Origin of the sequence: Halomonas sp. I1, from assembly GCF_032334135.1 — a bacterium.
GTDB lineage: Bacteria > Pseudomonadota > Gammaproteobacteria > Pseudomonadales > Halomonadaceae > Halomonas.
On the sequence record NZ_JAVXUS010000007.1, the window covers coordinates 127,203 to 138,670 of the forward strand.

The following is an 11,468-nucleotide window of genomic DNA, read 5'->3' on the forward strand; positions in this document are numbered from 1 at the left end:
CGTCTGTCCACTTGACGCTGGCTTTCATGGGGCAAGGTATCCTTGTTCAGAGGACGTATAGAGGGTGGACAGCATAGCAGCTGCCCGTCTCCGACTCAGCCCCGCAAGGCCTGATCCAGGGCGGCGAGTCGTTCCGGGGTGCCCACGTCGACCCATTGCCCCTGATGGTGGTGGCCGGCAACACGACCATGGGCGATGGCCGAGCGCAGCAGCGGTGCCAGGGCGAAGGTGGTCTCGGTATGCTCGGCCACCAGTGAAGGGTCGATCTGGGCGATGCCGGAATACGTCAGGCGAGGGCCTGGTCCTTCTTGAACGCGACCATCGGCGTCGAGGAGGAAATCGCCCTCGGGGTGGTGGACGGGGTTGTCGACCAGCACCAGCCGTGCCAGGTCGCTGCCCAGCGATGACGGTAGCGTGGCGGGGTCCAGGTCGCACCAGACATCGCCGTTGATGAGCAGGAAGGGCATATCGCCCAGCAATGGCAGGGCCCGGCGGATACCGCCACCGGTCTCCAGGGGCGTCGTTTCATGGCTCCAGGCGATGGAAACGCCGTAGGCGCTGCCGTCGCCCAGAGCGTCGACGATCTGTTCGGCGCGGTAGCTGACATTGATCACCAGGTCCCGAATGCCGGCTCGGGCGAGCCGCTCCAGGTGATGGACGATCAGCGGCTTGCCGCCCACGTCCAGCAGCGGCTTGGGGCAGTGGTCGGTCAGCGGGCGCATGCGCGTGCCGAGTCCCGCCGCCAGGATCATCGCCTTCATGCCACGCGCTCCCGGACGATGCCCTGGGCCTCTAGTTTCGCCAGCAGGGCAGGGCGGAGGGTGCAGGCGACCCAATCGCGGAAGTCGGCGAGCTCGTCCAGCTCCGCCAGTGCATCCTCGAGGTGATCGAGGAAATGGGGCACGCGAGCCAGATAGCCCTGACGCCCGTCGCGCAGGGTCAGGCGGCAGAAGATGCCGATGACCTTGAGGGCGCGTTGCACGGCCATGCCGGCGGCCTGACGCTGGAAGGACGACGGGTCGGTGTCGTTCAGGCGGCCATCGGCCACGGCTCGCTGGCGAAACGCTTCGATCCAGGCGTGGCGCCGGTGCGCCGAGAAACGGCAGTAGCGGCCGTGGAGCAGCGAGATCACGTCATAGCTCAGTGGACCGGCCACGGCGTCCTGGAAGTCGATCAGGTGCAGCGCGTCGCCGACGACCATCAGATTCATGGCGTCGAAATCGCGATGCACGGTGACGACCGGCTGCGCCAGGGCGTTATCGATCAGTCGTCGGCGCAGCGTGGGCCAGCTCGGCGGTGGTGTCAGCGTCAGCCAGCGGTCGAGGCACCAGGCCGGGAAGAGATCCAGCTCTCGTCCAAGCAGGTCGGTGTCATAGGCCGGTAGCCCCGCCGGTTCGACACGGTTCTGCAGCGTGTCGAGCAACGTCAGGGCTCGGTCGTGCCAGGCCAGGGTGGTCGAGTTCTCCGAGGCCTCGAAACAGTGCTGTAGCGGGGTGTCGCCGAGATCCTCGAGCTCCAGGAAGCCGGCGTCCAGATCCGCTGCATGGAGGCGAGGGACCGGCAGGCCGGCATCCGCCCAACGACGCGCGATGGTCACGAAGGGGACGCTGTCCTCCTTGTCCGGCGGCGCATCCATCAGGATACGTCGGGTGCCGTCGGCGAGGACCAGCCGAAAGTAGCGGCGGAAGCTGGCATCGTCGGCGGCCAGGTGCAGGTCGAACGTATCGGGTGCGACCCCATGGCGTTCGGCGGCCCAATGGCGGAGGGCAGTCTGGCGCGAGGTCATGTCGGCCTCTGGCATCTTCACCTCATGTTTCGTCTGGGTTCGGGGCGTCCTTCGGTTGACGCCCCCGGGGCGTCGCCGCATGCTGAGGCCCGATGTCGTCGGCGATGAGAGGGCTCGTCGGCGGGACAGGTAGAACAGTGACTGTATAATACCGATTCATTCCGCCAAGGACATCGTTGAACATGGGCAATCGATCCTCCTGGACGGCCCTGGCCGGCCTCGTGACCTCGAGCATGGTGACCGCCCCGTTATGGGCGGCACCCCCCGAGTCGTTGCCGGCCGAGCAGCTGGACTGGCACCCTTGGGGCGAGGACCGCCCCGCAGGTGCCGTGTGCCGAGGGGTCTACCGGATGCCGGCATATCGGTTGTCGGCGCCGTCCGAAGGCAAGGTCGCCAGTGAAGCCGATGATGGCCAGTACGGTGAGGACGGCGAGACGACCCTCAGTGGTGAAGTACTGTTGCGTCGTGGTGATACGCAACTCGAAGCGCCACAGGTGCGTGTGCCTGCCTCCCGCGAGCGCGTGCTGGCCGAGGGCCCGCTGGCACTGCGTGATCGCAATCTGCTGGTGCGTGGCGATGCCGCCTCCTTCTCGCTGGACAGCGAGGCGGCGAGCATCGACCAGGCTCACTATGTGGCCCACGAGCAGCGGTTGCGTGGCGATGCCGTGCAGTTGGCACGTGTCGCCGAAGGCCGCTACCAGCTGACCGAGGCCAGCTTCACGACCTGCGAGCCCGGAAACGACCTGTGGCGCCTGGTCGGCAATGACATCGTCCTGGATCGGCAGAGCGGTTTCGGCACCGCTCGGCACGCCCGGCTCGAGGTTGGCAAGGTGCCCGTCTTCTATTGGCCCTGGGTACGCTTCCCCATCGACGAGCGCCGCCAGACCGGCTTCCTGTGGCCGACGCTCGGTGTCTCCGGCGATGGTCTCGACTATGCGCAGCCGTTCTACTGGAATATCGCGCCGGACCAGGATGCGACCATCACCCCGCGCGTGATCAGCGACCGAGGCCTGCTGTTCGGGGGGGAGTACCGTTACCTGCTGCCCTCCGATGCCGGTGCCATCGAGGGGGCCTACATCGCCGACGATCGTCGTGCCGGCGATGAAGCCTCGCGTCATTCGACGCTGGAAAACGGCGATGCCCGCTGGTATCTCGATTACCGCCATGCCGGCCGTTTCGATGAGCGTACCCGCTATCGGCTGCGCTATGGCGCTGCCAGCGATGGCCGCTATTTCGACGACTTCGGCCAGACGTTCGGCGAAACCGATACCCAGAGCATGAAACGTTTGGCTCAGCTCGAGTACCGTGGCGACACTTGGCGCCTGGAGGGCAAGGCCCAGGGCTACCAGGTTCTGGATGACCCTCTGAACGAGAACGACAAGCCCTTCTATCGGCTGCCGAGCCTAACCGCCGCGGCACGCTGGGAGCAGGATGTCGGCTTCTACGAGGAGTGGAATGCCAATGCCACCTACTTCTGGCGCGATATCGAGGGCGATGAGCAGGGCTTCTACGACTTCAAGGACCGGCAGCGGCAGGTACCGTTGCGTGAAGCGGCCAACGGGGCCCGTTTGCAACTGACCCCGGCCGTCGGCTGGCGGGCCGATACGACCTGGGGGTTTCTCGAGCCGCGGCTGCAGCTGCACCATACCCACTATGAGCTGGATTATGGCGACCGCCTCACCGAGCGTGACGAGAGTCTGACGCGTACGCTGCTGGTGGCTTCCGTGGATGCCGGCCTGGTCTTCGAGCGGAATCTCGACGTCGGCGGCAACGCCTATCGCCAGACGCTGGAACCCCGGCTCAACTATGCCTATGTACCGGCCCGGGACCAGGGCGAATTCCCCGATTTCGACACTTCGGAGCTGGCCTTTTCCTGGAACCAGCTGTGGTCGCCCTATCGCTTCAGCGGTGGTGACCGCGTCGGTGATCTCAACCGTCTTTCCTACGGGGTGAAAAGCCGGTTTCTCGAGGATCGAAGCGGTCGCGAACGGCTATCCTTCGGGCTGGGTCAGGCGGCCTACTTCGAGGATCGCCACATCGACATGCAGGGGGATGCCGACACCCTGCCGTCCGACCCGGACGAGCGCTATCGCGCCACCCGTCAACGTTCGCCCTGGGTGACGCAGCTCGACTGGCGGATCGACGATCACTGGCGTACCCGCTGGGAGTGGCTCTACGACGACCGCAAGAGCCGTACCGAGAGCACGGGGGTCGATGTGCAATACCGGGCGGATGCCGGGCATGTGGTGAACCTCGGCTATCGCTGGCAACTCGAAGGTTTCGAGCCCACCGAGGATATCGAGGACACACGTACCTACGATCGGGAAGAATTCTCCGCTTCCTTCGCCTACAAGGCGATGAATCGCCTGGATCTGATCGGCGGGGTGCGTTACGACAACACCAACGACCGGATGCTCGAGCAACTGGCGGGTGTGCAGTGGAATGACTGCTGCTATGGTCTGCAGCTGGTGTGGCGTGAGTGGATCGACGACGAAGACACCGCCAACACCATCGAGGACGACACCACCGATCGCGGGCTCTTCCTGCGCTTCGTGTTCAAGGGGCTCGGTGGCGTCGGCGGTGAGGCCGGTCGCTTTTTCGAGTCATCGGTTCCCGGCTACCGCGGTACCGATCTCGGTCGGCCCTGAGTAGCGCCTGAAAGCGTCGACAGGCAGCCATTTTCAGACGTTCTCGCAACATTCATGACGAAAGGAAGGATAGACATGCGCAGCCGACAACTCGCCACCCTGACATTGGCCCTGTGCCTCGGCCTGGCACCGTTGGGCGCCATGGCCCAGGATGTACGTCAGCCCCTGGACCGCATCGTGGCGGTGGTCAATGAGGGCGCGATCATGAACACTCAACTCGAGGATAGGGTCGCGCGCACACGTGCTCAGCTGGAAGCCCAGGGCGTGCAGATGCCGCCGGACGATACGCTGCGCCAGCAAGTGCTCGATCGGTTGATCGTCGAGGAAATCCAGCTGCAGATGGCACGGGAAGCCAACCTCAGCGTGGATGACACCGAACTCAATCGCCAGGTGCGGGCCATCGCCCAGAACAATGACATGACCCTGGAGCAGTTCGCCGACGCCCTGGAGGCCGATGGCCTGTCGCTCGGCGTGGTGCGTGACCAGGTGCGCCGCGAACTCCTGATGCGCCAGCTCCAGCAGCGCAGTGTCGGCAGCCGGGTCAGCATTTCCGAGTCCGAGGTCAACCGCTTCATCGAACAGCAGGGCGGTGGCATGACGGCCCAGCGGGCGCGTCGGGCGTTGTTCCAGCGCAAGGCCAGCGATGAAATGGAAGCCTGGGTGCAGGAAATTCGTTCCCAGGCCTTCGTCGAAGAGCGTCTCGGACCGGAGTCGTGAGCGGCACCGATTTACCCGTTCTAGCTCTGACCACCGGCGAGCCGGCCGGCATCGGCCCCGAGCTCGCCGTGATGGTGGCGAGCGGGTCGCCGCCTCCCGCCCGGGTGGTGGCGGTGGGCGATCCGGCGTTGCTCGAGGAGCGTGCCCGTGCCATCGGTCGTTCCGTCACGGTTCATGCCCTCTCGCCTGGCGAGGCGCCACCGGCTCCACGCGCCGGTGTGCTGCCGGTATGGCCGGTGTCACTGCGGGCACCATGCTGTCCCGGGACGCTGGACACGCGCAATGCGGCTTATGTGCTGGAGACCCTGACTCGGGCGGTTGCCGCCTGCCGGGCCGGCGAGGCGGCGGGGATGGTCACGGCCCCTCTGCACAAGGGAGTGATCATCGAGGCCGGCCATGCCGGTTTTCAGGGCCATACCGAATACCTGCGTGACGCCTGCGGGGTCGACGAGGTGGTGATGATGCTCGCTACCGACCCTGCCCTGCATGCCGCATCGCCCTCATGGCACGGCGAGACGGCGTTGCGTGTCGCCCTGGCCACCACCCACCTGCCATTGCGTGAGGTGAGCGATGCCGTGACCGGGCCGCGGCTGACGCGTATCCTGCGTATCCTCGACGCCGAGTTGCGGCACCGCTTCGGCATCCCGTCACCGCGCCTCCTGGTCTGCGGGCTCAATCCCCATGCCGGCGAGGGGGGGCACCTCGGGCGCGAGGAACTCGATGTCATCATTCCGACCCTCGAGGCATTGCGTGGCGAAGGGCTGACGCTCGACGGTCCGCTGCCGGCGGATACCCTGTTCACCCCGCGCCATCTGGCCCGGGCCGACGCCGTCCTGGCGATGTATCATGATCAGGGCCTGCCCGTGCTCAAGTATGCCGGTTTCGGGCGCGCCGCCAATGTCACCCTGGGACTGCCGCTGGTGCGTACCTCGGTGGATCATGGTACGGCGCTGGATCTCGCCGGTCGCGGCGAAGCCGACCCGGGCAGTCTGACCACCGCCGTCAGGCTGGCCATCGAGATGGTCCGGCGTGGCGATGCGGTGCAGAGACGACCATAGCGATAGAAGGACTCCCCCGAATGTCATCCCGCCCCACGGGTCATCGCGCACGCAAGCGCTTCGGCCAGAATTTCCTGCGTGACCCCGGCATCATTTCCCGGCTTGTGCGGGCTATCGGCCCCGGGGCCGGTCAACGGATCGTGGAAGTCGGCCCTGGCCAGGGAGCGCTGACCGAACCGCTGCTCGACGCGGCGGACGGGCGACTCGAGGTCATCGAGCTGGATCGCGACCTGATACCGGGGCTGCGCGTGCAGTTCTTCGACAAGCCAGGCTTCATCATCCACGAGGGCGATGCCCTCAAGTTCGATTTCCGCGAGCTGCGCGGCGACGGACCCGCGCTGCGTGTGGTGGGGAACCTGCCCTACAATATTTCCACGCCGTTGATCTCTCATCTCCTGTCGGCCGGCGATGCCGTGGCGGACATGCACTTCATGCTGCAGAAGGAGGTCGTCGAGCGTCTTTCGGCCGAACCCGGTGGCGCCGAGCGCGGCCGTCTTTCGGTACTGGCCCAGTATTACTGTCGTGTCGAATCGTTGTTCACCGTGCCGCCGGAGGCCTTCGTGCCTCGCCCCAGGGTGGAATCGGCCATCGTGCGACTCACGCCGCACGAGACGCCACCGCATCGCGCCCTGGACGAGGCCTTGCTGTTCGAGGTGGTACGCGAGGCCTTCGCCCAGCGGCGCAAGACGCTGCGCAACAATCTCAAGCCTCGCCTGTCGGGGGAGGCGCTGTCGGCGCTGGACATCGATCCGGGACGCCGTCCCCAGACCCTTTCGGTGGCCGAATTCGTGCGTATCGCCGATTGCTTGACGAAGGAGGGGAGCCGATGAATGCCGCACCTCAGAGCGAGCAGGTACATGTCGATGTCGAACCGGCCTTCTGCGCCGACGAGTCGGCACCGGCGGAGCGGCGTTATGTGTTCAGCTATACCATTACCGTGCACAATCACTCCCGGCACAGCATGCAACTGATGGCGCGTCACTGGACGATCACGCAGGGGAGCGGCCAGGTACAGGACGTCAGGGGCAAGGGCGTGGTCGGCCAGCAGCCGTTGATCGGCCCCGGCCAGACCTTTCGCTATACCAGTCGGGCGATTCTCGATGGTCCGGTAGGCGTCATGGAAGGCGCCTTCACCTGCGTCGATACCGCCACGCAGCGCCCCTTCGAGGTGCCCATCGCGCCCTTCCGGCTGGCCGGGCCCAACCAGGTGCATTGATGTCACGCCTTCATCGTAACGGGAGAGAGCATGCCTACCTACGCCATCGGTGACCTCCAAGGGTGCCATGCCGAATTCGTTGCCTTGCTCGAACGCTTGTCGTTCGACCCGCGCCGCGACCGGCTCTGGCTGGCCGGCGATCTGGTCAATCGAGGGCCAGGCTCGCTCGACTGCCTGCGCGAGGTCATGGCGCTGGGCGAGCGTGCCGAGGTGGTGCTCGGCAATCATGATCTGCACTTGCTGGCCGTGGCGCGGGGCGGCGCCGGGCTCAAGCGCAAGGACACCCTGGCGGCCATCCTCGAGGCACCTGATCGCGAGGCGCTGCTCGACTGGTTGCAGAGTCGTCCGCTGCTGGTGCGTCGAGCCGATACGCTGATGACGCATGCCGGTATCCCGCCGCAGTGGGACGCCGACCAGGCCGAGCGGCTGGCCGGCGAGGTCGAGGCCTGCTTGTGCGGGGAGAATGCCGGGGCGTTCCTCGAACGCATGTACGGTAATGAGCCATCATGCTGGCGGGAAGACCTCGATGGCATCGAGCGTCAGCGAGTGATCGTCAATACCTTGACGCGGATGCGCTTCATCGATGCCGAGGGGTGCCTCGACTTCGCCGCCAAGGAAGGACTCGACAGCGCACCCGAAGGCTTTGCCCCCTGGTTCCAGTTTGGCCGTGATGATCGGTCACGCCTGCTGTTCGGTCACTGGGCCGCGTTGCAGGGGCGCACGCCGGGCAGTCGAGTGCGTGCCGAGGCCCTGGATACCGGCTGTGTCTGGGGCGGCGAGTTGACCGCCCTGAACCTCGAGACCGGTGAGCGCATCAGCGTGCCCGGCTGGCGCTGACACTTTCCTTCCGACGACGGAGGCCTGCATGACATCTTCATCCTTTCAGCACCTGGACATCGAGACCCTGGCCGATTGGCTGGACGCGTCGCGCCCACTGACCCTGGTCGATATTCGCGACCCGGCCAGTTTCGCCGCCGGCCACCTGCCCGGCAGCCGGCACCTGGACAACGACGGGGTGCCGGCGCTGCTGGCCGAGGCCGATCGCGAGACGCCGCTGGTGGTCGTCTGCTATCACGGCAATTCCAGCCAGCAGGCCGCTGCCTGGTTGGCGGGCCAGGGCTTCGATGACGTCTACAGCCTGGATGGTGGTTTCACCGACTGGCGGAATCAACATCCCGAGCGGGTGGCGATGGGCAATGCCGGCGACACCTGAGCGTTGCCTCGACGGCCTCGATGTCTATCGCGTCGGGGGAGCCGTGCGTGATGCCCGTCTGGGTTGGCCGGTTACCGACGTCGACTGGGTGGTAGTCGGTGCTACGCCCGAGGCCATGCGGCAGCGCGGGTTCAAGCCGGTGGGGCGTGACTTTCCGGTCTTCCTGCACCCCGACAGTCACGAGGAGTTCGCTCTGGCGCGCACGGAGCGCAAGTCCGGGCATGGCTACACCGGCTTCGAGATCCACGCCAGCCCGTCGGTCACCCTCGAGGAGGACCTGGCGCGGCGTGATCTGACCATCAATGCCATGGCCGAGACACCGTCGGGCGAGCTGGTCGATCCCTTCGGGGGGCGTGATGACCTCGAAGCGCGAGTGCTGCGACATGTCTCGCCGGCGTTCATCGAGGACCCGCTGCGGGTGCTGCGGGTCGCGCGCTTCCTGGCGCGCTATGCCGGTCTCGGCTTCGTCATCGCCGACGAGACTCTCGCGCTGATGCGCCGTCTGGTGACCAGCGGCGAGATGGGCCACCTGGTCGCCGAGCGGGTCTGGACGGAAACCGAAAAGGCGCTGGGAGAGCCCTGGCCCGATGTCTACTTCCAGACGCTCGATGACTGTGGTGCCCTGGCGGTGCTGATGCCGGAGCTGGTGGCGAGCGAGGCGCAACTGGACGAGGCCATGGGGCGACTGCAACGCTTGCCCGAAGATATCGCGCCTCATGAGGCGGCTCCCTGGCGTTGGGCGCGCCTGGTGGAGCATCTGACAACGGAGGCGCGGCATCGGCTGGCTGAACGGCTGCGCCTTCCCAGGGCGGTGAGTCGTCTGGCCGATCAGGCGGCTCACACGCACCGTCTGGTCCACGATGATGGCGCGATCGATGGCCAGCGGGTCATGGCCTGGCTCGAGGGTATCGATGCCTGGCGGCGCAGTGAGCGGGTGCCGCCGCTGATTGCCCTGGTCAGCCTGGACGATGTTTCCCTGGCCGAGGATCTGGCCCTGGCCTGGCGGCTGGCGATGCAGATCCTGCCGCGGACCCTGGTCGATGAAGGCTACGAGGGGCGAGCGTTGGGAGAAGAGCTGGCGCGCCGGCGCCGCGAAGCGATCGATGAGGTGATGGGGGCGGCCCGATGAGCTTGGACGTGTCGGTCAATCCGACAGGTCGCGTCCCCGCCAGATGAAACTCACCGGCCAGAGGCGCTGGTCCCGGGTGTCCAGAGCATGCCACAGGTCACGATACCGCTTGCCGTTCCCCGGATGAAACGTGTCGGGCAACAGCTCTGCCAGGGGCTTGAGCACGAAGGCATGATGGAGGATTTCCGCGCGGGGCAGGCTGACGCCGTCGTACTCGCCATTGAGGCCACCCACGTCGAGCAGGTCCACATCCAGGGTGCGCGGGCTGAACTTGGGGCTGTCGGGAAGCCGGCCATTGGCGACTTCCAGTCGTTTGCACCAGGCCTGCAGTTCTCCTACCGTCCAGTCGCAATCGAACAGCGCCACCAGATTGTAGAAGTTGCGACCATCCTCGAAACCGACCGGTTCGCTCTCGTAGACCCTCGAAACGTGCAGGTCGTCGAAGGTGTCTGCGAGAGCGTCCAGGCAGGCGCAAACGTGACGTTCGCGCTCGATGTTGCTGCCGATGCTGACGCTGACTCGGGCCATCAGTTCGTTACCTCTCGCGTGCCGCGCTCGATGCATACCCCCACCGCCCTGGCCGCCGGCACCGCGCCGGGCTTGCGCAGCGTCAGGCGAAGCCAGGGAATGGCATACTCGTGGCGCAGCGCCTCGGCGAGGCGCTCGGCAAAGGTCTCGACGAGCTGGAAACGGTGTGTCGCGCCGAAGTCGGCGATGCGCTCGCTGATCGCGGCGTAATCGAGCGTCTCGTCGACGGCGTCGCGGGTCGCGGCGGGACGAATGTCGGTGGCCATTTCCAGGTCCAGCACCAGCGTCTGGGTCATGGTGCGTTCCCAGTCATAGACGCCGATCACGGTGTCGACGTTGAGGGCTTCGATCAGTACGAGGTCCATCAGGGTTCCTGGCACGTTGGCATTTGGCGGTGGAGGCGGGGCCGATTGTACGCGAGCCCGGTCGACGACGACAGCGGGGTGCTGTTCTCGACGTGATGTGGCTGGCAGAATATTGTCTTGAACCCTGCTTCGAGGCGCGGTCGTGCTGACGACACTCGAAACGACCCTGCCGCTGATGGCGCTGGGTTATCTCAGCGGAACCTGGCTCGGCGCCCTGACGGTATGCCGTATGGCAGGCGTGCGCGATCCACGCTTGGCCGGCTCCTGCAACCCCGGCTTTTCCAATGTGCTGCGCCTGCACGGGATGCGCCTGGCATTGGTGACCCTGCTGGTGGATATCGCCAAGGGCATGCCGGTGCTGGGCCTGGCGCTGCTCGGGGAGCTGCCTCCCTGGGCGCAGGGGCTCGTTGGCCTTGGCGTCATGCTGGGTCACAGCTATCCCGTCTGGTATCGCTTTCGAGGCGGCCGCGCAGTCGCCAGCGCCTTCGGCGTGATGCTTCTGCTGACACCCCGGGTGGCACTGTGCTGTGCGCTGCTATGGTGCCTGCTGGCCTGGAGTGGCCGGACCGCGGCTCTCGCGTCTCTGGCCACTGCGGCCCTGGCGCCGCTGTTCACGCTCTGGCTGGCGCCGGCCTATACCGAGGTGGTGATCGTCTTCACCCTGCTGGTGCTGGCCAGGCATGCACTTTATTTGCGGGGGTTGTCCGCGCCGAAGCGGGATGGCTAGCTGACTACGAGCTACGAGCTACGAGCTACGAGCTACGAGCTACGAGCTACGAGCTACGAGCTACGAGCTACGAGCTACGAG

The 11,468-nt window shown here is 66.1% G+C and carries 13 protein-coding genes; 9 read left to right on the top strand and 4 right to left on the bottom strand.

The genetic code is table 11. The features are described from left to right. Positions 1-95 precede the first annotated feature (95 nt). Both murU and RSO41_RS10140 read right to left on the bottom strand, forming a co-directional pair. Positions 96-761 carry an N-acetylmuramate alpha-1-phosphate uridylyltransferase MurU gene (gene murU, locus RSO41_RS10135; protein ID WP_315618974.1) on the bottom strand — a complete coding sequence of 222 codons (666 nt, stop codon included), beginning with the start codon at positions 759-761 and terminating at the stop codon, positions 96-98. Continuing rightward, entirely contained in the window at positions 758-1,801 is a 1,044-nt protein-coding gene (locus tag RSO41_RS10140) for an aminoglycoside phosphotransferase family protein (RefSeq protein ID WP_315618975.1), read from the bottom strand. The genes murU and RSO41_RS10140 overlap by 4 nt, the downstream gene beginning before the upstream one ends. A gap of 167 nt (positions 1,802-1,968) precedes the next feature. On the opposite strand from RSO41_RS10140, the gene RSO41_RS10145 reads away from it, so the two are divergent. The 8 genes from RSO41_RS10145 to RSO41_RS10180 all read left to right on the top strand — a co-directional run bounded on the left by RSO41_RS10145 (position 1,969) and on the right by RSO41_RS10180 (position 9,767). Continuing rightward, positions 1,969-4,434 (top strand): LPS-assembly protein LptD, encoded by a 2,466-nt coding sequence (locus tag RSO41_RS10145; RefSeq protein ID WP_315618976.1) that lies wholly within the window; start codon positions 1,969-1,971, stop codon positions 4,432-4,434. 75 nt (positions 4,435-4,509) lie between these two features. Continuing rightward, a complete protein-coding gene (locus RSO41_RS10150) occupies positions 4,510-5,151 on the top strand; it encodes a SurA N-terminal domain-containing protein (protein WP_315618977.1) in 642 nt (213 codons plus the stop codon). After that, positions 5,148-6,209, top strand: a complete 1,062-nt coding sequence (gene pdxA, locus RSO41_RS10155; protein WP_315618978.1) for a 4-hydroxythreonine-4-phosphate dehydrogenase PdxA — start codon at positions 5,148-5,150, stop codon at positions 6,207-6,209. The genes RSO41_RS10150 and pdxA overlap by 4 nt, the downstream gene beginning before the upstream one ends. Positions 6,210-6,229: 20 nt before the next feature. Further along, complete coding sequence (rsmA, locus tag RSO41_RS10160) at positions 6,230-7,039, top strand: 16S rRNA (adenine(1518)-N(6)/adenine(1519)-N(6))-dimethyltransferase RsmA (protein ID WP_315618979.1); 810 nt, start codon at positions 6,230-6,232, stop codon at positions 7,037-7,039. Next, positions 7,036-7,425: a Co2+/Mg2+ efflux protein ApaG gene (apaG, locus tag RSO41_RS10165; RefSeq protein WP_315618980.1), complete on the top strand. Its 390-nt coding sequence runs from the start codon at positions 7,036-7,038 to the stop codon at positions 7,423-7,425. Before rsmA ends, apaG begins: the two co-directional genes overlap by 4 nt. A gap of 30 nt (positions 7,426-7,455) precedes the next feature. Beyond that, a complete protein-coding gene (locus tag RSO41_RS10170; RefSeq protein WP_315618981.1) occupies positions 7,456-8,262 on the top strand; it encodes a symmetrical bis(5'-nucleosyl)-tetraphosphatase in 807 nt (268 codons plus the stop codon). Between the two features lie 28 nt (positions 8,263-8,290). After that, the gene (gene glpE / locus RSO41_RS10175) at positions 8,291-8,638 is read left to right on the top strand and encodes a thiosulfate sulfurtransferase GlpE (protein ID WP_315618982.1); all 348 of its coding nucleotides are present in this window, start codon (positions 8,291-8,293) and stop codon (positions 8,636-8,638) included. Then, positions 8,622-9,767: a polynucleotide adenylyltransferase gene (locus tag RSO41_RS10180; protein WP_315618983.1), complete on the top strand. Its 1,146-nt coding sequence runs from the start codon at positions 8,622-8,624 to the stop codon at positions 9,765-9,767. Before glpE ends, RSO41_RS10180 begins: the two co-directional genes overlap by 17 nt. Before the next feature lie 15 nt (positions 9,768-9,782). Here the strand turns inward: RSO41_RS10180 and folK are convergent, their stop codons facing one another. Together folK and folB are read right to left on the bottom strand one after the other, a co-directional pair. Next, positions 9,783-10,295 carry a 2-amino-4-hydroxy-6-hydroxymethyldihydropteridine diphosphokinase gene (folK, locus tag RSO41_RS10185; protein ID WP_315618984.1) on the bottom strand — a complete coding sequence of 171 codons (513 nt, stop codon included), beginning with the start codon at positions 10,293-10,295 and terminating at the stop codon, positions 9,783-9,785. Continuing rightward, entirely contained in the window at positions 10,295-10,660 is a 366-nt protein-coding gene (folB, locus tag RSO41_RS10190; RefSeq protein WP_315618985.1) for a dihydroneopterin aldolase, read from the bottom strand. The genes folK and folB overlap by 1 nt, the downstream gene beginning before the upstream one ends. A gap of 142 nt (positions 10,661-10,802) precedes the next feature. On the opposite strand from folB, the gene RSO41_RS10195 reads away from it, so the two are divergent. Further along, complete coding sequence (locus tag RSO41_RS10195; protein WP_315618986.1) at positions 10,803-11,387, top strand: glycerol-3-phosphate acyltransferase; 585 nt, start codon at positions 10,803-10,805, stop codon at positions 11,385-11,387. Positions 11,388-11,468: the final 81 nt, after the last annotated feature.